This is a genomic window from Frondihabitans peucedani, assembly GCF_039537585.1.
Lineage (GTDB): Bacteria > Actinomycetota > Actinomycetes > Actinomycetales > Microbacteriaceae > Frondihabitans > Frondihabitans peucedani.
Genome location: NZ_BAABAU010000001.1, coordinates 493,092 through 513,050 on the forward strand (window position 1 = coordinate 493,092; position 19,959 = coordinate 513,050).

Here is a 19,959-nt window from a genome sequence, read left to right on the forward strand (position 1 = left end):
CCCACCTCGACGGTGGGCGGCGATTCGTGTTCGTGCGGGCGGTTGCGGCTACTCGGCCGCGTGCTGCGTGGCGGGCTCCTGCTGCTCGGCCCGCGCGAACGGGATCTTGCTGCCGAGCACCATGGCGGTGACGTCGCGCGCGATGACCTGCGGCGTGAGCCCGGCCGCCTCGAAGATCTCGGCGCGCGAGGCGTGGTCGATGAACTCGTCGGGCAGACCGAGCTCGGTCACGGCCGTGTCGACCTCGGCAGCGCGGAGGTCTTGACGGACGCGGGTGCCGATGCCGCCCACCCGCACGCCGTCTTCGAGGGTGACCACGAGCCGGTGCGCGGCCGACAGGCCGATGACGCTCTTCGCCACGGGGACGACCCAGCGCGGATCGATGACGGTCGCACCGATGCCCTGGTCGGCCAGGCGCTCGGCCACCTGCAGCGCGAGGGTCGCCATCGGCCCCACCGCCAGGATGAGCACGTCGTCGCGGTCTCCCTGGTGCAGGATCTCGACCCCGTCGTCGAGGCGCTCGACCGCCTCGATGTCGGTGCCCACGCCGCCCTTCGGGAACCGGACCACGGTCGGTGCGTCGTCGACGGCGACCGCCTCGCGGAGCTCCTCGCGGAGCCGGGTGGCGTCGCGCGGCGCGGCGATGCGGATGCCGGGGACCACCTGCAGGATCGAGAGGTCCCAGATGCCGTGATGGCTCGGCCCGTCGGGCCCGGTGACGCCCGACCGGTCGAGGACGAAGGTCACGCCGGCCTTGTGGAGCGCCACGTCCATCAGCACCTGGTCGAAGGCCCGGTTGATGAAGGTCGCGTAGAGCGCGACGACGGGGTGCAGCCCGCCGAAGGCGAGACCGGCTGCCGACGCGACCGCGTGCTGCTCCGCGATGCCGACGTCGAGCACGCGCTTGGGGTACTTCTCGGCCATGCGGTGGAGCCCCACGGGCCGGAGCATGGCGGCGGTGATGCCGACGACGCGGCGGTCGGTGTCGGCGATGGACACGATCTCGTCGGCGAAGACGCTGGTCCAGTCAGGACCGCTCGACGCCTCGAGGGCCTCGCCCGTCTCGGGGTCGATGTGCCCGACGGCGTGGAACTGGTCGGCGACGTCTTTCAGCGCGGGCTCGAAGCCGCGGCCCTTCTGCGTGATCGCGTGGACGATGACGGGGGCACCGTAGTTCTTGGCCTGCTGGAGCGCCTGCTCCATCGCGGACTGGTCGTGTCCGTCGATCGGGCCGATGTACTTGATGTCGAGGTTCGAGTAGAGCGCCTCGTTGTTGGTGAAGCGGCTGAGGAACCCGTGGAGGCCGCCTCGTACGCCTCGGTAGAGAGCGCGCGCGGGAGAACCCAGGTGGTCGAACGCGGCCCGCGACGAGAGGTGCATGTCGCGGTAGGCCTGCGCCGTCCGCACCGAGTTCAGGAAGCGGGCCATGCCGCCGATGGTCGGCGCATACGACCGGCCGTTGTCGTTGACGACGATGATCAGCCGGCGGTCGTTGTCGTCGCTGATGTTGTTGAGCGCCTCCCACGTCATGCCGCCGGTGAGGGCGCCGTCGCCGACGACGGCCACCACGTGGCGGTCGCCGTGACCGGTGAGGGTGAAGGCGCGCGAGATGCCGTCGGCCCACGAGAGCGACGACGAGGCGTGCGACGACTCGACGATGTCGTGCTCGGACTCGGACCGCTGCGGATAGCCGGCGAGGCCGCCCTTCAGGCGGAGGCGCGCGAAGTCCTGCCTGCCCGTGAGGAGCTTGTGGACGTACGACTGGTGGCCGGTGTCGAAGACGAGGGCGTCGTGCGGCGAGTCGAAGACGCGGTGGAGGGCGAGGGTGAGTTCGACGACGCCGAGGTTCGGGCCCAGGTGCCCGCCGGTCTTGGCCACCTCGGTGACGAGGAAGCGGCGGATCTCGGCGGCCAGGATGAGCATCTGCTCGTCACTGAGGGCGTCGAGGTCTCGTGGCCCGTGGATGGTCTCGAGGAGGCTCATGCGACTCCCTTTCCGCAGCGTTCCGAGGCTGCTCTGCCAGTTTATGCGGGCACCGCCGCGAGACGACCGAACGCCCCGCATTCCGCGACGGGAGATGCAGGGCGTTCGTTCGCGAGGATCAGACGAGCGATCGGAGGACGTACTGCAGGATGCCCCCGTTGCGGTAGTAGTCGGCCTCACCCGGGGTGTCGATGCGGACGACCGCGTCGAACTCGACGGTCTGCTTGCCCTCGGGCGAGTGAGCCGTCGGCTCGGCGGTGACGTGGACCGTCTTCGGCGTCGTGCCCTCGTTGAGCGCGGTCAGGCCCGAGATGCTGATGCTCTCGGTGCCGTCGAGGCCGAGGGAGTCCCAGGTCTCGCCGGCGGGGAACTGCAGCGGGACGACGCCCATGCCGATGAGGTTCGAGCGGTGGATCCGCTCGAAGCTCTCGGTGATGACCGCCTTGACGCCGAGGAGGGAGGTGCCCTTGGCGGCCCAGTCGCGCGACGATCCGGAGCCGTACTCCTTGCCCGCCAGGACGACGAGGGGCGTGCCCTCGGCCTGGTAGTTGGCGCTGGCGTCGTAGATGAACGACTGCGGGGCGTCGGGCTTCGTGAAGTCGCGGGTGTAGCCGCCCTCGACGCCGTCGAGGAGCTGGTTGCGGAGGCGGATGTTGGCGAAGGTGCCGCGGATCATGACCTCGTGGTTGCCGCGGCGCGAGCCGTAGCTGTTGAAGTCCTTCCGCTCGACGCCGTGCTCGGCCAGGTAGCGGCCGGCCGGGCTGTCGACCTTGATGGTCGAGGCCGGGCTGATGTGGTCGGTCGTGACCGAGTCGCCGAGCTTGGCCAGGACGCGGGCGCCCTGGATGTCGGTGACCGGGGTCGTCTCGATCGTCATGCCGTCGAAGTACGGGGGCTTCCGGACGTAGGTCGACTCCTCGCTCCACTCGAAGGTCGAGCCCTCGGGGGTCGGGAGCGAGCGCCAGCGCTCGTCGCCGTCGAAGACGCCGGCGTACTCGTGCGTGAACATGCCGGTGTCGATCGACTCGTCGATGGTCTTCTGGACCTCGGAGGCGTCGGGCCAGATGTCGCGCAGGTAGACGTCGGTGCCGTCGGACCCGGTGCCGAGGGCGTCCTTCTCGAAGTCGAAGTTCATCGACCCGGCCAGGGCGTAGGCGATGACCAGCGGCGGCGAGGCCAGGTAGTTCATCTTGACGTCGGGGTTGATGCGGCCCTCGAAGTTGCGGTTGCCCGAGAGGACGGCCGTGACGGCGAGGTCGTTGTCCTGCACGGCGGTGGAGATCTCGTCGAGCAGCGGCCCGGAGTTGCCGATGCAGGTGGTGCAGCCATAGCCGACGGTGTAGAAGCCGAGGTCTTCGAGGTAGCTGGTGAGGCCGGCCTTCTCGTAGTAGTCGGTGACGACCTTCGAGCCCGGAGCGAGCGTGGTCTTGACCCACGGCTTCGCCTTCAGGCCCTTCTCGCTCGCGTTCCGTGCCAGCAGACCGGCGGCGAGCATCACCGAGGGGTTCGACGTGTTGGTGCAGCTCGTGATCGCGGCGATGGCGACCGCGCCGTGGTCGAGCGTGAACGCCGAGCCGTCGTCGAGGGTGACCGACGTCGGCTTCGAGGCGTGCGAGGGCGCGGCCGAGGCGTGGGAGTGGGAGTGCTGGTGAGCGGTGTCCTCGTCCTGCGGGGTCAGGCCCACCGGGTCGGACGCCGGGAACGTGGCCTCGACGGCCTCGTCGACGCCGGAGTGCTCCTCGCCGTCGGCGTAGTTGCCGAGGTCGATCTCGAACTGGCTCTTGGCGGAGGACAGCTCGATGCGGTCTTGCGGGCGCTTCGGGCCGGCGATCGAGGGGACGACGGTCGCGAGGTCGAGCTCGAGGTACTCGCTGAAGACGGGCTCGGTCGACGGGTCGTGCCAGAGCGTCTGCGCCTTGGCGTACGCCTCGACGAGGGCGACCTGCTCGTCGCTGCGGCCGGTGAGGCGCAGGTAGTCGAGCGTGACCTCGTCGATCGGGAAGATGGCGGCGGTCGAGCCGAACTCCGGGCTCATGTTGCCGATGGTGGCGCGGTTGGCCAGCGGGACCTCGGCGACGCCCTCGCCGTAGAACTCGACGAACTTGCCGACGACGCCGTGCTGGCGCAGCATCTGCGTGATCGTGAGCACGACGTCGGTCGCGGTCACGCCGGTGGGGATGGCGCCCGAGAGCTTGAAGCCGACGACCTTCGGGATCAGCATCGACACGGGCTGACCGAGCATGGCCGCCTCGGCCTCGATGCCGCCGACGCCCCAGCCGAGGACGCCGAGACCGTTGACCATGGTCGTGTGCGAGTCGGTGCCGACGAGGGTGTCGGGGTAGGCGCGGAGGGCACCGTCGACCGTGCGGGTGTAGGTCACCTGCGCCAGGTACTCGATGTTGACCTGGTGCACGATGCCCGTCCCGGGCGGGACGACCTTGAAGTCCTCGAAGGCGGTCTGGCCCCAGCGGAGGAACTGGTAGCGCTCCCCGTTGCGCTCGTACTCGAGCTCGACGTTGCGCTCGAGGGCGTTCTCGCTGCCGAAGAGGTCGGCGATGACGGAGTGGTCGATGACGAGCTCGGCGGGCGAGAGGGGGTTGATCTTGGTGGGGTCGCCGCCCAGGTCGGCCATCGCCTCGCGCATGGTGGCGAGGTCGACGATGCAGGGCACGCCGGTGAAGTCCTGCATGACCACGCGAGCGGGGCTGAACTGGATCTCGGTGTCGGGCTCGGCCGTGGGGACCCACGAGCCGAGGGCCTTGATCTGCGACTCGGTCACGTTCGCGCCGTCTTCGGTACGGAGGAGGTTCTCGAGCAGGACCTTGAGGCTGAAGGGCAGCTTGTCGTACCCCGGAACCGCGTCGATGCGGTAGACCTCGTACGTCTTCTCACCGACGGTGAGGGTGCTCTTCGAGCCGAAACTGTTTACGTCTGACACGTGCCGTCTCCCTTGCGCTGACTACGCCCATCATTCTGGCGAAGCGCGGCGCCGCACCAGCAAGGCCAGCCTAAGTCCGCGGTGGTGTCGCGGGCGGGCCGAAGTCATTTATCTTGATGTCAAGATAAACCTAGCACCTTCGGCCACACGTAGGCGAGATCGTCCGGCGTGCCGGCAAAGACGTCGCGGTAGAACTCCGGGTCCTTCTGGAGGAGTTTCGACCGGTGCGACTCGTGGACCTCGGGGCGGCCGAGCCAGTCGGGCGGGGCGGACGAGCCGTTCCGGTAGGCGGCGAGGTCGGCCGGATCCTGCGCCAGCACCTCGAGGGTCTTCTCCCGGCAGGTGTCGGCGAAGCCCCGCGCGGTCCACTCGTCGCAGACGGCGTCCTGGTAGGCCATGAGCGACGGGCGGTGGCCCCGCCACATGGCGGTCACCGGGTGGTGCTGCCAGCCGTAGCCGGGCACGGTCAGCGCCTTCATCACCTGGAGCGTCTCGACCCGCTGCTTGCCGAGCCGCTTCGAGTCGAGCGACCGAGCCGACTCGCGGAAGTCGCTGTACGGGAGGAAGGTCTGCACGCACCTATCCAACGCCTGCCCGGCGCGGCCGTTCCGACCGCGGAGGCGGCTGCCGACCGCTTCGTCGGCGGGTCGAGAGCGACTGCCGCGGTCAGGAAGCGGTGTCGGCCGCGTCTTCGGCGTGGCGGGCGGCGTACACGGTGCGGACGAGCAGCCAGGTCACCCAGAGCATCGCCGCGTAGAACGGCACGCCCAGGATCAGCTTGAGACCGCCGAGGAGCGCCGCATCGCCGGCCAGGAACAGCGGCACCTCGACGGCGAGGCGGATCGCGAACAGGAGCACCCAGAGCCAGGTCGCGAGGGTCAGGACGCGCCGCTTGGCCCGGTCGTCGCGCCAGGCTCCGCCCTCGCCGGTCAGGAGACCGACGACGACGCCGATCAGAGGCCAGCGGGCCGCGAGGCTCACCAGCAGGACGGTGATCGAGACGGCGTTGATGACGATGCCCGGGATGAAGTTGTCGACCGCGCGCCCGGACAGGAGTGCCAGGACGGCCGACAGCGCGATGCCGAGGAGGCCGGCCACGGCCTGCGGGATCGGCCCCCGCTGCACCGCCCGCACGACGACGAACACGACGCCGATCGCGACCGGGATCAGCACCGACGGCAGCAGCGCGTGCGAGAACGTGTAGATGACCAGGAACGCGAGGCCCGGCAGGATCGACTCGGCGAGACCCCGCACTCCCCCGATGGCCGCGAGGAGGGCATTGCCGGTCGGCACCTCGCCCGGCGCGACCTGCCCGATGCCGGCGCGCTGAGCGACAGCCCGCAGCTGGTCGCCGAGCGAGACAGCCGGCTGCTCGGCCGAGCCGTCGCGGGCTCCGGACGCAGGATCGGACTCGGGCCCGGTCGACGAGGTGCTCATCCGTCGGTCAGACGGCCGTCGCTCCGGGCTCGGTGGGCCCGGTCTTCGGCATGTGCAGCGGGATCAGGTCGCGCGGCGGCATCGGCTCGGTGCCGCGGACGACGACGACGCTCCGGAAGAGCTCCTCGATCTTCTCGGCGGCCTCGGGGTCGATGGTGGCGTCGCCCGCGATGACGCCGCGGAGGAACCAGCGCGGCCCGTCGACGCCGACGAAGCGCGCCATGCGGGTGGTCTGGCCGGCGACGGCGTTCTCGGAGCCTGCGGCGATCGGGATCTCGGCGCGGATCTCGGGCCCGAACGGACCATCGACCTCACTCGTGGTGCCGCCCTGCTTGCGGATCTGGTCGGCGATCTGCTCGCGGATCTCGTGCCAGAGCCCGGTGGAGCGCGGCGCGGCGAAGGGCTGAACCTGCAGCGTCGACTTCGCGAAGTCGAGCCCCACGGCCACGACCCGCTTGGAGCCCTCCTCGACCTCGAGGCGGAGGTGCAGACCCTCGCGCGGGACGATCTTCACGCCCCCGAGGTCGACGTAGGGGCGCACGGGGTTGGCCTCTGACTCGTCGAGCGGGCCCTCCTCGGCGCGGTCGGCCGGAGCCGACTTGTCGTCGAAGACGATCTCGGCGGACGGGTCTTCGATGATCTCGAGCTCGGCCTCGGTCGCGTCGTCCGCCGTCTCGATCTCGGTGTCCGCAGCCTCTGCCGCGGCCAGTTCTTCTGCGGCCTGCCGCCGACTCTTCCTGCTCACTTGCTGCCTTCCGTCGTTGCTTCGCCGCTCTCGAGACGGGAGTACCCCGTCGAACCGAACCCGCCCTCGCCGCGGAGGCTCTCGGGCAGGGTGTCGACCTCGACGAACCGCGCCCGGACTACGGGCACGATCACGAGCTGCGCGATCCTGTCGCCCTTCTCGATCGCGTAGTCGTCGGCGCTGTCGGTGTTGAGGAGCGTGACCTTGATCTCGCCACGGTAGCCCGCGTCGACTGTCCCGGGCGCGTTCAGGACCGTGATGCCGTGCTTCGCGGCCAGACCGGACCTCGGGACGACGAACGCCGCGTAACCGTCGGGCAGCGCGATCGACACCCCGGTCGGGACGAGGGCGCGCGCTCCGGCGGCGAGGGTGAGGCTCTCGGCCGCGAGGAGATCGGCGCCGGCGTCGCCGGGGTGCGCGTAGCCGGGAGCGGGAACCGCCTCCTGCCCCGCGACGGGCGCGAGGAGGACGTCGAGGGTCTGAGTCACGTGTCGAGGGTAGTGCAGAAGTCTGGTCGAATAGACCCATGACCACGTACCGCGAACGTCTCGTCCCGCCGCCACTCGTCTTCCTCGCGCTGCTGATGGTCGTCCCGGCGAGCGTGCTGGTCTTCCTGCCGATCAACGTGCCGGTCGGCTGGTTCGTCGGCATCGGTCTCTTCGTCGCTTTCGGCCTCGCGCTCTGGTTCGGCAGCCCGGTCATGGCCGTCGACGAGCGGGGCTTCCACGCGGGCCGCGCGGTGCTGTACCCCGAAGAGATAGGAGCGACCGCCGCCTTCTCGAAGGAGGAGGCGACGGCCGAGAGGGGTCCGCGTCTGGACGCGCGGGCGTGGACGCTCTTCCGGGGCTGGGTGGGGCCGGTGCTCAGGATCGAGCTCACCGACGCGACCGACCCCGCTCCCTACTGGCTCGTGTCGACGAGGCACCCGCAGAGGATGTCGAAGGCGATCGACGGGATCAGGCCGCGCACTCCAGGCAGATAGGCCCGAGCTTCGACTCGTGGTCGAGCTGCGAGCGGTGCTTCACCAGGAAGCACTCCACGCAGGTGAACTCGTCGACCTGCGGGGGCAGGACCACGACGTCGAGATCGAGGTCGGAGAGGTCCTGGCCGGCGAGCTCGAAGCTGCCGGGATTGTCGGCGTCGTCGGCGTCCACGACGCCGGACATCGCGTCGGGGACCCGCTCTTTCAGCGCCTCGATCGACTCGGAATCGTCGTCGTTCTTTCGAGGTGCGTCGTAGTCGGTGGCCATGCCCGTCCAGTTCTGTCGGTGCTGCTCCTGCCGACCTGTCTCCAGATCGGCGCGCACAGTCTGCATCACGGGATTGTCGATAGCAAACCGGGGCGCGCGGCCCCTGGAGCCCTCCGGAGCCGCACCGGGGGAACTTCCGGCACGCCCGGGGTATTCCCCGGAATGACTGGCCTTCCGTGGCATCCTGACTGCGAATCGCGACGGCGGAAGGCGTGACCATGCAAGAGCTCAGAGTGATCGGTGTCGAGAGCGGCGCCCTGCTCGTCTCCACCGATGCGGGGAGTGAGTTCCGTCTTCCCGTCACCCACTCGCTGCAGTCGCAGCTGCGGCAGGCGAACCCCGAGCACACCCCGGCGGCCCCTCCGAAGGTCTCGCCTCGCGAGATCCAGGCGAGCATCCGCGGCGGCCGGACGGCCGAGCAGATCGTCGCCGACACCGGCGCCGACCTCGACTACGTCCGCCGCTTCGAGGGACCGGTCCTCGACGAGCGCGCCTTCGTGCTCGAGACGGCGCGGTCCGTCTCGGTGAGCGTCGTCGGGATGGCCGAGGCACCGGGCGGCAGCGCTCGCTTCGGCGACGTCATCGACACCCGGCTCGACGAGGCCGAGGCGACGGACCGCCAGTGGACGAGCTACAAGGATCCTGCGCTCGGCTGGATCGTCCACGTCGCCTACACGACGCAGGAGATCGAGCGGGAGGCGTCCTGGCGCTTCGACCCGAAGAGGCAGGCGCTCTCGCCCGAGAGCGGCGACGCCCAGACCCTCTCGCGGCAGGACGGCAAGCACACCTCGCTCGTCCCCCGCCTCCGTGCCGTCGGCGGCGACAGCCTCCCCGACGAGTCGGGCCGCTTCGACAGCGGCGCCTTCGAGCCGGCGCCGGTCGCGCCCGAGACCACCGTGCCCGGTGACGACACCCCCGAGTCGGTCGCCATCGGCGCCCGCGCCCGGGAGGGCCGCTCGGCGGCGTCGGTCGCGGCGATGAACCGCGCCCCCGAGGCCGAGCCCTCGCACAACCAGACCGCCGACCTCCTGGAGGCGCTCCGCCGCCGCCGAGGCGAGCGGGAGTCAGCGCGCTTCGACGGCGACGGCGAGAGCGACGCTCAGGCCCGAGCCGCGCACCCCTCCACCGGGTCGCTGCGCGTGATCGACGTGCCGCTCGACGACTTCGACGGCCCCGAGACGTCCGAACCCGCCGACGCGGAACGGTCCGGCAGGCCGGAGTGGTCCGAGAGGCCCGAGTCGCCGCGCGCGACCAAGCCGCTCGCGACCCACCCGACCGCGTCGCGTCGTACCGAGACGCAGGACGACACCGCCGGGCAGCAGGAGCAGCGCCGTCCCGAGCGCCAGAAGTCGACGTCCGGCTCGCGCCGCAAGGGCCGGGCCTCCATGCCCAGCTGGGACGAGATCGTCTTCGGCGCCCGCAGCGACGACGACCCGGCCTGACCGCCTGCCCGCCTGAGCTGCCGCTCAGCCGAACCGCCGCTCGCCTGCGGTCAGCGGGCGAAGACCCCGAACCGGGCCAGCGGCACCTGCGTCTCGTCGGGCGACCACGAGCCGTGCTGGCCGATCATCGAGCGCCCGCGCTCGTCGGCCTCGCGGTAGTAGGCGATTCCCTTGCGGGCGGCGACGAGCAGGTCGCCGATCCGCGGCTCCACCGCCGGATCGACGGGGCCGAACCAGCCCGCGTCGATCGCCTCGCGGCGGGTGGCGATCCACGACCGGTGGCCCTCGGCTGCGCGCCAGGCCTCGACCAGCCGGTCACGGGCATCCTGCGTCAGATCGGGCTCGACGTAGAGCTGCAGGCAGCGCGGCTCGCCGCCGACGTGCCGCACTCCGTCGAGCAGCCCGGGCTTGTCGCCGAAGATCACGTGCTTGTGCGCCGGCACGTCGACCACGCCGTGGTCGGCGGTCACGAGCACACCCTGGCCGGTGCCGAGGCCAGACACGAGGCGGCCGAGCTGCGAGTCGACCTCCTCGAGCGCGCGCGACCACTCGTCGGACTCCCAGCCGTGGCGGTGGCCCGCCATGTCGAGCTCGGGCACGTAGAGGTAGGTGAGAGACGGACCGGGAGCCTGCAGGATGCTCGCGGCGGCCTCGAACCGGTCGCCGACGCTCTCGGCGGCTCGATACGCAGCACCGCGGAGGATCGCCTTCGTCAGTCCCGAGGCGGCGTAGCGGCCCGGCCCGACGGAGTGCACCGAGACGCCCGAGTCGCGGAGCCGCTCGAAGACGGTCGGGACGCGCTGCCAGGTCAGCGGGTCGAGAAGGCCGGCGTCCCAGCCGGAGAGCTGGCGGACGACCCTGTCGTGCTCCGGATCGAGGACGCTGTAGCCGACCAGGCCGTGGACGCCGGGGAGCACGCCGGTCGTGATCGTCGTCAGGGCGGAGGCCGTCGTCGTCGGGAATCCCGACCAGAGCGTCTCGGCGGCGGCGGTGAGCGTGCGGGCATACGCTGCGCGCTGCTTGAGGGCGGCGCTGCCCAGGCCGTCGACCACGACCACGACGATGCCGGTCGCGAGCGGGAGACCCAGCGGGTTCGACTCCCCGCGGAGCGCGGCTCCGCAACTCGGCAGGACGTCGGCAAGGCTCCGGGCCTCGGTGTCCCTCGCCGGTACCATGGTCGTCATCGGCCTCAGTCTGGCACAGCACCGCGGTGCGGCGTCCGTCTGCTCCCGGCCTGAGAGTCCTCCTCCCCCACCCACCGCCCGCGGCCGGTCCCGCCGCGGCGGCACCTCCACCTGAAGAGCTGGTTCACACACCGACATGACGACGACCGACAGCGCATCCGGGCCCCTCGACGGCGAACGCATCGAGGAGATCGACGTCTCCGCCGAGATGCAGGGCTCGTTCCTGGAGTACGCCTACTCGGTCATCTACTCGAGAGCGCTCCCCGACGCCCGCGACGGACTCAAGCCCGTGCAGCGCCGGATCCTGTACCAGATGTCGGAGATGGGCCTCCGACCCGACCGCGGCCACGTGAAGAGCGCACGCGTCACGGGCGAGGTGATGGGCAAGCTGCACCCGCACGGCGACGTGGCGATCTACGACGCGCTCGTCCGTCTTGCTCAGGACTTCACGATGCGGCTGCCGACGATCGACGGCCACGGCAACTTCGGGTCGCTCGACGACCCGCCCGCCGCCGCGCGATACACCGAGGTGCGCCTCGCCGCGGCCGCCCTCGCGATGACCGACGGCCTCGGCGAAGACGTCGTCGACTTCGTGCCGAACTACGACAACCAGCTGATGCAGCCGGAGGTGCTGCCGTCGGCGTTCCCGAACCTGCTCGTCAACGGGGGCTCCGGCATCGCCGTCGGCATGGCGACGAACATGGCGCCGCACAACCTCATCGAGGTCGTCGGGGCCGCGAGGCACCTGATCGACGACCCCGACGCGTCGCTCGACGACCTGATGGCCTTCGTCCCCGGGCCCGACCTCCCTACCGGCGGGACGATCGCGGGGCTCTCCGGGGTGCGCGACGCCTACGCGACCGGCCGCGGCAGCTTCAAGGTGCGGGCCAAGGTCTCGATCGAGAACCTCACCGCCCGCAAGAAGGGCCTCGTCTTCACCGAGCTGCCCTACCTCGTCGGGCCCGAGAAGGTCATCGAGAAGGTCAAAGACGGCGTCAACGCCAAGAAGCTGACTGGCATCTCCGACATCAACGACTACAGCGACCGCCACCACGGCATGCGCCTCATCGTCGAGATCAAGACCGGCTTCAGCCCGGAGGCGGTGCTCGAGCAGCTCTACCGCCACACGCCGCTCGAAGACGGCTTCAGCATCAACAACGTCGCCCTCGTCGAAGGGCAGCCGCGCACCCTGGGGCTCAAGGAGCTCCTCGAGGTCTTCGTCGCCCACCGCCTCGCCGTGGTCACCCGCCGCAGCCGCTACCGGCTGCAGAAGAAGGAGGACCGCCTCCACCTCGTCGAGGGCCTCCTCATCGCGATCCTCGACATCGACGAGGTCATCCAGGTCATCCGGACGAGCGACGACTCCGACTCCGCCAAGACGCGGCTGCGCGAGGTCTTCGACCTCTCCGACCTCCAGGCCGAGTACATCCTCGAGCTGCGGCTCCGGCGGCTGACCCGGTTCTCGCGCATCGAGCTCGAGACCGAGCGCGACGAGCTGAACGCGCAGATCGCCGAGCTCCGCGAGCTCCTCGGCGATCCCCGGCTCCTCCGCGCCCTCGTGTCCTCGGAGCTGGCAGACGTCGCCGACACCTTCGGGACCCCCCGCCGCACGCTCCTCACCGAGGCGGCGCCGTCGGTCGCGTCCACGTCTCGGAAGGCCGCTCCGGTGCTCGAGGTGGCCGATGTCGCGACCAGGGTGTACCTGTCGACGACGGGGCGGATCCTGCGCGTCGATCTGGTCGAGGCGGCTGCCGACGGACCGGTGCCGCCGACGCGACGCACCAAGCACGATGCGATCCGGTCGTCGATCACCACGACCACGCGCGCCGAGATCGGTGCCGTCACGAGCACCGGCCGCTTGATCCGCTTCAGCCCGGTCGATGTGCCCGCTGCTCCCCCGTCGTCGGTGCAGCTCGGCGCCGGCGTCCCGATCGCCGACTATCTCGGGCTCACCGACAAGCGCGAGAGGGTGCTCGGCCTGGTGTCGCTGACGTCCGACGAGCCGATCGCTCTCGGCACGGCCCAGGGCGTCGTGAAGCGCGTCACCCCGGGAGCGTGGCCGTCGAAGCCCGACTTCCCGGTCGTCACGCTGAAGCCCGGTGACGCGGTCGTCGGGGTGGGCCAGGGCGGAGACTCCGACGAGCTCGTCTTCGTGACGAGCACGACGCAGCTCCTCCGCTACCCGGCGAGCCTCGTGCGGCCGCAGGGGCCGGCCGGCGGCGGAGTGGCGGGCATCTCGCTCGGCTCTGGTGCGAGCGTCCTCTTCTTCGGAGCCGTGCCCGCAGGATCGGAGGCAGTGGTCGCCACGATCTCGACCTCGACGGCCACCATCGCCGGTGCCGACCCCGGGCGGGCCAAGGTCAGTGCCTTCGCCGACTACCCGGCGAAGGGCCGCGCGACCGGCGGTGTCCGGGCTCACGCGCTCCTCAAGGGCGAGGACTCCCTGTCGATCGCCTGGGTCGGGGTCGCGCCGCCGCTCGCCGTCGCAGCGGACGGCGGCGTCCGGAAGCTGCCGGAGACCCTCGCGCGACGCGACGCCTCCGGGACGCCGCTCGACACGGTCGTCGGCTCGATCGGTGGCGCCGTCTCGTAGCGGTGCACTCGGTGGTACGGCCTAGGTGTCGATCCGCTCGCGGTCGAGGCCTGCCCCGTCGATGATGAACTCCTTGCGCGGGGCGACGTCGTTGCCCATCAGCAGCTCGAAGACGCGGCCCGCGTTCTCGGCGTCCTCGAGCTTCACCCGCCGGAGAAGCCGGCCCTTGCGGTCCATCGTCGTCGTCGCGAGCTGCTCGGCGTCCATCTCGCCGAGCCCCTTGTAGCGCTGGATCGGGTCCTGGTACTTCTTGTTAGTCCGCCGGAGCCCGGCCAGGACGCCCTGGAGCTCCTGCTCGGAGTACGTGTAGATCGTCTCGTTCGGCTTCGATCCCGGGTTGACGACGACGACCCGGTGCAGCGGAGGCACGGCGGCGAAGACGCGGCCCGCCTCGATCATCGGGCGCATGTAGCGGAAGAAGAGGGTCAGGAGCAGGGTGCGGATGTGTGCGCCGTCGACGTCGGCGTCGCTCATGATGATCACCTTGCCGTACCGGGCGGCGTCGAGGTCGAACGAGCGCCCCGATCCTGCACCGATCACCTGGATGATCGACGCGCACTCGAGGTTCGACAGCATGTCGCTGACCGAGGCCTTCTGGACGTTGAGGATCTTCCCGCGGATGGGCAGCAGCGCCTGGTACTCGCTGTTGCGGGCCGCCCGTGCGGTGCCCAGGGCGGAGTCGCCCTCGACGATGAACAGCTCGGTCGTGCCGACGTCGTTCGAGCGGCAGTCGACGAGCTTGGCCGGGAGCGACGACGACTCGAGCGCATTCTTCCGACGCTGCGTCTCTTTGTGGGCGCGCGCCGCGATCCGGGCCTTCATCTCGGACACGACCTTCTGCAGGATCGCCTCGGCCTGAGCCTTGTCGTCGCGCTTGCTCGACGAGAACCGCTCGGCGAGCGTCTTGGCCACGACGTTCGCGACGATCGCGCGGACCGCCGGGGTGCCGAGGACCTCCTTCGTCTGGCCCTCGAACTGCGGCTCGGGCAGGCGGACGGTCAGCACCAGGGTGAGGCCCGCCGTGATGTCGTCGCGCTCGAGCTTGTCGTTGCCGATCTTGAGCCGGCGCGCGTTGGCGTCGAGCTGCTGCTTGAGGAACTTCAGCAGCCCCTGGTCGAAGCCCGCCTGGTGGGACCCGCCCTTCGGCGTGGCGATGATGTTGACGAAGCTCCGCGACACGGTCTCGTAGCCCTCCCCCCAGCGGAGGGCGATGTCGACCTCGCACTCGCGGGCGACCTCGGTGGAGACCATGTGCCCCTTGTCGTCGAGGACGGGCACCGTCTCGGTGTACTTCCCGGAGCCCTGCAGCCGCCAGGTGTCGGTGATCGACTTGTCGGGGGCGAGGAAGTCGACGAACTCGCTGATGCCGCCCTCGTAGGAGAACACCCGCTCGATCGGCAGGCCGTCCTCGGTCTCGGCGAGAGCAGCGGGGCGCTCGTCGCGGATCGAGATCGTGAGGCCCGGCACCAGGAACGCCGTCTGCTGCGCGCGGCTGACGAGGTCGTCGGTCTGGAACGTCGCGCCCTTGGTGAAGATCTGACGGTCGGCCCAGTAGCGGACGCGCGTGCCGGTGACGGCCTTCGGCGTCTTGCCGATCACGGTGAGCTCGCTGCCGTTCTCGAACGGCGAGAACGGGGAGTCGGGCTTCTTCGATCCTGATCCGCCTGGCCTGTCGGCGAACCGGCCGGGCTCTCCGCGGTGGAACGACATGGCGTAGGTCTTGCCGCCGCGGTCGACCTCGACGTCGAGCCGCTCGGACAGCGCGTTGACGACCGAGGCGCCGACGCCGTGCAGGCCGCCGGAGGCCGCGTACGAGCCGCCGCCGAACTTGCCGCCCGCGTGCAGCTTCGTGAACACGACCTCGACGCCGGTGAGGCCCGTCTTCGGCTCGATGTCGACGGGGATGCCGCGGGCCGTGTCGCACACCTCGACGCTGTCGTCGGCGTGCAGGACGACCTCGATAGACGTCCCGAATCCGCCCAGGGCCTCGTCGACGGCGTTGTCGATGATCTCCCACAGGCAGTGCATCAGCCCGCGCGAGTCGGTCGACCCGATGTACATGCCCGGACGCTTGCGGACGGCCTCGAGGCCTTCGAGCACCGAGAGGTGCCGGGCGGAGTACGACGAGGCGGTGTCGCTCTTCGGGCTCGTGGAGGCGGACGACGACGGACTGCTGGATGCGGGCACAGGGCTCCTTCTGACGTGCTGCCGCCGACACACCGGCGGAATACGCGGGGGCAGACGACCGTTCAAGAATACGGGCGCGCGACCGCCGATCCGCACCCGACACCCCCGCAGAGGGACGCCCTGAACTGGGGCCGTGAAAACACGTACGCGATGAGCGAAATCCAGCGAATTGTCGCACGGACGAAACGTCCACGTGTTTTGATGAGTGTCACGAACCCGCGCACCACCTTCTGGAGGAGCATCCAATGACTCAGATGGCCACCGACCACAACGCCGTCGACGAGCTCGGCTCCCGTTACCAGCTCTCCGCAGCAGACCGTTGCGACAGCTGCGGGGCCCAGGCCTATATCCGGGCCACCATGGCCAGCGGCGAACTCCTGTTCTGCGCCCACCACGGCGCCAAGTTCAAAGAGAAGCTGCAGCCGAACGCCATCGAGTGGCTCGACGAGACGGCCAAGCTCAGCGCCCACTGATCGACCTCGATCAGGGCGCCCGACAGACTCACAAGAAGGCCCGCCTCCCCATCCGGGAGGCGGGCCTTCTGCTGTCGAGGGGCGTGTCGCCGGTCACATGGCCTTGAAGGCGCGCTCCAGATTGGCGTGGACGACCTCGCGCGACTTCGCCGCGAAGTGGTCGAGCTTCGCGTGCGACTCGTTCGTCGAGTAGCTGCCCCCGGTGCGAGCCACCGCCGCACGCAGCAGGCGATCGGTCAGCTCCGGGTTGAGCGGCAGCACCGGGCCCTTCAACTGCGTGCCGAACGAGGCACCGCGGACGACGCCCTCGCGGCCGTCTCCGTTGCCGCCACCGTGCGTGACCGTGCCGAGCGGAGTCGATCCTGCGCCGAGCTCGAGGCTCGAGGCGTGGTCTTCGAACCCGTACAGGGTGAGCGCGCCGCCCTGGTAGCCGGTCTCGACCTGGAAGTAGTTGGCACGGCGCTTCGCACCGCGACGGGCGGTCGCGTCGAAGAAGCCGAGCCCCTCGAGGTCTCCGCCCTCCCCGCCGACGATGCCGCGCGACAGGATCTCCATGCCGCCTCCGATGGCGATGACGGGCACGCCCTCGTCTGCCCAGTCGGAGAGCGGGGCACCCAGACGCAGGATGTCGTCGTGGAGCGCCCGCAGAGTCGACAGGGGTCCGCTGCCGATGACGACGATGTCGGCGGTGGTGGGCACGGCGTCGCCGGGGCGGTGGGCCGAGACCGTCACGTCGAGCCCCGCTCGACGCGCGCGCTCGGCCAGGGTGACGACGTTGCCGCCGTCTCCGGAGACGCCGAGCTGCTCCGGGTAGAGCTGGACGATGGTCAGGGAGTCGGAGCTCACGCTTGCTTCTCCAGGTCGGGGTAGCCGAGCATGTTGCGGGCGATCATCATCTGCTCGTAGTTGACGATGAAGTTCTTCGTCTTGTTCGACGGCGCCGGCAGGGCCTTCATCAGCTCGATCGCCCTCTTGATGTCGGGCTCGACGGTGCCGATGGGGATCCCGGCGTGCTCGAGCCGCAGGGCGATCTGCCAGGCCTTCGCTCCCGAGACGACATCGACGTGGTCGAGCGAGGCGAAGTCGACGTCGTAGATCCAGGAGATGTCGGGGGTGCCCTCGTCGATCGCCAGGAGGACCTGCTCCGGAGCCGACTCGAAGGCGTCGAGGTTGAGCTGGAGGCTGGCGGCGTTCTTGAACATGACGAACTCGGCCTCGTCGCTGCCGATCCTGAGCCGCTCGCCGCGCCCGTAGGCGGGCTTCATGGCGGCGAAGGCCGCCACGGCGCGGTCGGACCGGAACTCGGAGCCGAGAGCCACCCGCGCCGCCTGGATCGCGGCTGCAGCGTCGACGGCGTAGTGGAGCCCGCGAGCGGGGAGCCTGACGTCGAGGTCCTCGCCGCCCACGCGGACGGTGGCGCCGCGCGGGGTGAGGGCGACCACCTCGGCCTCGGCCTCGAGGGCAGCCCGGTCGCCGGCGGCCGCGAAGTCGTTGGCGTTCTGCAGGCCGTGCGGGGCGGCCGCGACGAGATCGCCGGAGGCGCCGAAGCGGGTGACGTCGAGCGTGGCGCTGGTGAACGGGCCGAGGTACTCGTCGTCGCGGTTCGTGACGACGTGGGCCGACGACGTCGCCGCCGTGTCGGTCATCATGTCGGCGACGCGGGACGTCTCGTAGAAGCGGTACAGCTGGTCGACCTGCACGTTCAGCATGAGGACGGTCGACGGGTGGAGCAGGCCGCTGAGCTCGACGGCGAACGCCTCGTCGACCTCGATGACACCGACGTCGGCCTTGAGCCGGCCGAAGACGCTGACCTCGGACAGGAGCGCCGAGGCGATCCCCTGCGGGAGGTTCGCACCCGTCGGGTTGGTGAAGACGCGAAGACCGTGCGAGCGCATCACGTCGGACAGCATGTGCGTCGTCGTGGACTTGCCGTTGGAGCCCAGGACGAAGAGCACCCCGCGGTCGAACTGCTTCGTCACGTCGGTGAGGAAGGACGGGAGCAGCTTGAGCACGAGGTAGCCCGGGTACGCCGACCCGCCCCCTCGGGCCCGGGCGAGAACACGTGCGAGGCGCCCGAGGAGGATCGGGAAGACGAAGCGCATACGGCTTACTCGAGGTAGTCGCGGAGCGACTGCGACCGGGACGGGTGGCGGAGCTTGGCCATGGTCTTCGACTCGATCTGGCGGATCCGCTCGCGCGTGACGCCGAAGGTGTCGCCGATCTGGTCGAGGGTCTTCGGCATGCCGTCGCCGAGTCCGAAGCGCATGCGGATGACCCCCGCCTCGCGCTCGGAGAGCGAGTCGAGGAGCGACTCGAGCTGCTTCTGCAGCATCGTGAAGCCGACCGCGTCGGCCGGGACGACCGCCTCGGTGTCCTCGATGAGGTCGCCGAACTCGCTGTCGCCGTCCTCGCCGAGCGGGGTGTGGAGGGAGATCGGCTCGCGGCCGTACTTCTGCACCTCGACGACCTTCTCGGGCGTCATGTCGAGTTCGCGCGACAGCTCCTCGGGCGTGGGCTCCCGACCGAGGTCCTGCAGCATCTGGCGCTGCACGCGCGCGAGCTTGTTGATGACCTCGACCATGTGCACCGGGATGCGGATGGTGCGGGCCTGGTCGGCCATGGCACGGGTGATGGCCTGACGGATCCACCAGGTGGCGTAGGTCGAGAACTTGAAGCCCTTGGTGTAGTCGAACTTCTCGACCGCGCGGATCAGGCCGAGGTTGCCCTCCTGGATGAGGTCGAGGAACTGCATGCCGCGACCGGTGTAGCGCTTGGCGAGGCTGACCACGAGGCGGAGGTTCGCACCGAGCAGGTGGCTCTTGGCACGCTGGCCGTCGCGGGAGACCCAGCGCAGCTCGCGCTCGAGCTCCTTCGAGAGACCGGTCGAGTTGGCCAGCTTGTCGTCGGCGAACAGGCCGGCCTCGATGCGCATGGCGAGCTCGACCTCTTCGGCCGCGTTCAGGAGCGCGACCTTGCCGATCTGCTTGAGGTAGTCCTTGACCGGGTCGGCGGTCGCGCCGGTGATGGTCGTGGAGTAGACGGGGATCTCGTCCTCGTCGTCCTGCGAGATCACGAGCGCGCCGGTGGGCAGCGCCTCCTCGGCGGCCTTCGCGGGGGTCTCGGTGTCGCCCTCGGCGTCGTCGCCCTCGGTGGCGGCCTCGTCGGTCTCGGCGACCACGACGACGTCGGTGGAGTCGACCTCGACCTCTTCGTCGTCTTCGTCGTCGTCGTCCTTGGCCTTCTTGGTGCCCGCCTTGGAGGTCGTCGCCTTCGCGGCGGTCTTGGCGGGAGCCTTCTTGGCCGGAGCCCTCTTCGCGGGGGCCTTCTTGGGGGTGGCCGCTGCGGGGGCAGCGGTCTCGTCGACCGGAGTCGTCTCGTCGATCGCCGTCTCGTCGATGACGGCGGTCTTGGTGCGAGTAGCCATTGGTGCACCTTTCACTCGGGCTGGGTACGTCGTGAGCATGTCCCCAACACGGCCACTGATCAGACCCTGATCCGCGTTCTGGGCATAGCTAGGACCCATGTCAAGCCCTCGGCGTTTCACCAGAGGACAGGAACGGGTCCGTAGTCAAGTATTGCACGGCTCGGGCCGAACCGTTTACAGAACTGAGCGATCCTGGTAAAGGAGGGCGGTGATCCTGGTCGGTGAGGCCGCTGGCCGTGCATGTCTGCACCGTCTTCAACCGTCCTGGGAGCCGCTGGTATTCCCTCGTCGAGGTCGACCAGG

The 19,959-nt window shown here is 70.1% G+C and carries 16 protein-coding genes; 4 read left to right on the forward strand and 12 right to left on the reverse strand.

Annotation, left to right across the window (positions count from 1 at the left end; genetic code table 11):
* Positions 1-48 precede the first annotated feature (48 nt).
* The 6 genes from dxs to dut form a co-directional block, all read right to left on the reverse strand.
* Entirely contained in the window at positions 49-1,983 is a 1,935-nt protein-coding gene (gene dxs / locus ABD733_RS02360) for a 1-deoxy-D-xylulose-5-phosphate synthase (protein WP_344793434.1), read from the reverse strand.
* A 118-nt stretch (positions 1,984-2,101) separates the two neighbouring features.
* Positions 2,102-4,921 (reverse strand): aconitate hydratase AcnA, encoded by a 2,820-nt coding sequence (acnA, locus tag ABD733_RS02365; RefSeq protein WP_344793435.1) that lies wholly within the window; start codon positions 4,919-4,921, stop codon positions 2,102-2,104.
* A 119-nt stretch (positions 4,922-5,040) separates the two neighbouring features.
* On the reverse strand, positions 5,041-5,496 hold the full coding sequence (locus ABD733_RS02370; RefSeq protein ID WP_344793436.1) for an MSMEG_6728 family protein: 456 nt from the start codon (positions 5,494-5,496) through the stop codon (positions 5,041-5,043).
* Positions 5,497-5,587: 91 nt separating this feature from the next.
* The gene (locus ABD733_RS02375) at positions 5,588-6,358 is read right to left on the reverse strand and encodes a DUF3159 domain-containing protein (RefSeq protein WP_344793437.1); all 771 of its coding nucleotides are present in this window, start codon (positions 6,356-6,358) and stop codon (positions 5,588-5,590) included.
* 7 nt (positions 6,359-6,365) lie between these two features.
* Positions 6,366-6,998, reverse strand: coding sequence for a DUF3710 domain-containing protein (locus tag ABD733_RS02380; protein WP_344795961.1), 633 nt, complete (start codon positions 6,996-6,998; stop codon positions 6,366-6,368).
* A 101-nt stretch (positions 6,999-7,099) separates the two neighbouring features.
* A complete protein-coding gene (gene dut, locus ABD733_RS02385) occupies positions 7,100-7,591 on the reverse strand; it encodes a dUTP diphosphatase (protein WP_344793438.1) in 492 nt (163 codons plus the stop codon).
* 38 nt (positions 7,592-7,629) lie between these two features.
* Here dut and ABD733_RS02390 point away from each other — a divergent pair, with 38 nt between their 5' ends.
* On the forward strand, positions 7,630-8,085 hold the full coding sequence (locus tag ABD733_RS02390; protein WP_344793439.1) for a DUF3093 domain-containing protein: 456 nt from the start codon (positions 7,630-7,632) through the stop codon (positions 8,083-8,085).
* On the opposite strand, the gene ABD733_RS02395 is transcribed toward ABD733_RS02390, so the two are convergent.
* Complete coding sequence (locus tag ABD733_RS02395) at positions 8,060-8,353, reverse strand: DUF4193 domain-containing protein (RefSeq protein ID WP_344795963.1); 294 nt, start codon at positions 8,351-8,353, stop codon at positions 8,060-8,062. The genes ABD733_RS02390 and ABD733_RS02395 overlap by 26 nt on opposite strands.
* 218 nt (positions 8,354-8,571) lie before the next feature.
* Here ABD733_RS02395 and sepH point away from each other — a divergent pair, with 218 nt between their 5' ends.
* Positions 8,572-9,795 carry a septation protein SepH gene (gene sepH / locus ABD733_RS02400; RefSeq protein WP_344793440.1) on the forward strand — a complete coding sequence of 408 codons (1,224 nt, stop codon included), beginning with the start codon at positions 8,572-8,574 and terminating at the stop codon, positions 9,793-9,795.
* 50 nt (positions 9,796-9,845) lie between these two features.
* Here the strand turns inward: sepH and ABD733_RS02405 are convergent, their stop codons facing one another.
* On the reverse strand, positions 9,846-10,979 hold the full coding sequence (locus ABD733_RS02405; protein ID WP_344793441.1) for an alkaline phosphatase family protein: 1,134 nt from the start codon (positions 10,977-10,979) through the stop codon (positions 9,846-9,848).
* A 136-nt stretch (positions 10,980-11,115) separates the two neighbouring features.
* On the opposite strand from ABD733_RS02405, the gene ABD733_RS02410 reads away from it, so the two are divergent.
* On the forward strand, positions 11,116-13,572 hold the full coding sequence (locus ABD733_RS02410) for a DNA gyrase/topoisomerase IV subunit A (RefSeq protein ID WP_344793442.1): 2,457 nt from the start codon (positions 11,116-11,118) through the stop codon (positions 13,570-13,572).
* A 21-nt stretch (positions 13,573-13,593) separates the two neighbouring features.
* On the opposite strand, the gene ABD733_RS02415 is transcribed toward ABD733_RS02410, so the two are convergent.
* Entirely contained in the window at positions 13,594-15,759 is a 2,166-nt protein-coding gene (locus ABD733_RS02415) for a DNA gyrase/topoisomerase IV subunit B (RefSeq protein ID WP_344793443.1), read from the reverse strand.
* A 245-nt stretch (positions 15,760-16,004) separates the two neighbouring features.
* On the opposite strand from ABD733_RS02415, the gene ABD733_RS02420 reads away from it, so the two are divergent.
* Positions 16,005-16,232: a DUF7455 domain-containing protein gene (locus ABD733_RS02420; RefSeq protein WP_066280174.1), complete on the forward strand. Its 228-nt coding sequence runs from the start codon at positions 16,005-16,007 to the stop codon at positions 16,230-16,232.
* Positions 16,233-16,325: 93 nt separating this feature from the next.
* Here the strand turns inward: ABD733_RS02420 and ABD733_RS02425 are convergent, their stop codons facing one another.
* From ABD733_RS02425 to ABD733_RS02435, 3 genes are read right to left on the reverse strand one after another with little or no spacing between them, the layout of a single operon-like run.
* Positions 16,326-17,078 (reverse strand): type 1 glutamine amidotransferase, encoded by a 753-nt coding sequence (locus ABD733_RS02425; protein WP_344793444.1) that lies wholly within the window; start codon positions 17,076-17,078, stop codon positions 16,326-16,328.
* Complete coding sequence (locus tag ABD733_RS02430) at positions 17,075-18,334, reverse strand: MurT ligase domain-containing protein (RefSeq protein ID WP_344793445.1); 1,260 nt, start codon at positions 18,332-18,334, stop codon at positions 17,075-17,077. The genes ABD733_RS02425 and ABD733_RS02430 overlap by 4 nt, the downstream gene beginning before the upstream one ends.
* Before the next feature lie 5 nt (positions 18,335-18,339).
* Entirely contained in the window at positions 18,340-19,656 is a 1,317-nt protein-coding gene (locus ABD733_RS02435; RefSeq protein WP_344793446.1) for an RNA polymerase sigma factor, read from the reverse strand.
* Positions 19,657-19,959 lie beyond the last annotated feature (303 nt).

What these genes read in the sequence shown, in the direction of transcription:
- ABD733_RS02430 (WP_344793445.1), bottom strand. Translation starts at nt 18,334, where the DNA reads ATGCGCTTCGTCTTCCCGATCCTCCTCGGGCGCCTCGCACGTGTTCTC.
- ABD733_RS02390 (WP_344793439.1), top strand. Translation starts at nt 7,630, where the DNA reads ATGACCACGTACCGCGAACGTCTCGTCCCGCCGCCACTCGTCTTCCTC.
- ABD733_RS02395 (WP_344795963.1), bottom strand. Translation starts at nt 8,353, where the DNA reads ATGGCCACCGACTACGACGCACCTCGAAAGAACGACGACGATTCCGAG.
- ABD733_RS02410 (WP_344793442.1), top strand. Translation starts at nt 11,116, where the DNA reads ATGACGACGACCGACAGCGCATCCGGGCCCCTCGACGGCGAACGCATC.
- dxs (WP_344793434.1), bottom strand. Translation starts at nt 1,983, where the DNA reads ATGAGCCTCCTCGAGACCATCCACGGGCCACGAGACCTCGACGCCCTC.
- ABD733_RS02375 (WP_344793437.1), bottom strand. Translation starts at nt 6,358, where the DNA reads ATGAGCACCTCGTCGACCGGGCCCGAGTCCGATCCTGCGTCCGGAGCC.
- sepH (WP_344793440.1), top strand. Translation starts at nt 8,572, where the DNA reads ATGCAAGAGCTCAGAGTGATCGGTGTCGAGAGCGGCGCCCTGCTCGTC.
- ABD733_RS02405 (WP_344793441.1), bottom strand. Translation starts at nt 10,979, where the DNA reads ATGACGACCATGGTACCGGCGAGGGACACCGAGGCCCGGAGCCTTGCC.
- ABD733_RS02435 (WP_344793446.1), bottom strand. Translation starts at nt 19,656, where the DNA reads ATGGCTACTCGCACCAAGACCGCCGTCATCGACGAGACGGCGATCGAC.
- ABD733_RS02420 (WP_066280174.1), top strand. Translation starts at nt 16,005, where the DNA reads ATGACTCAGATGGCCACCGACCACAACGCCGTCGACGAGCTCGGCTCC.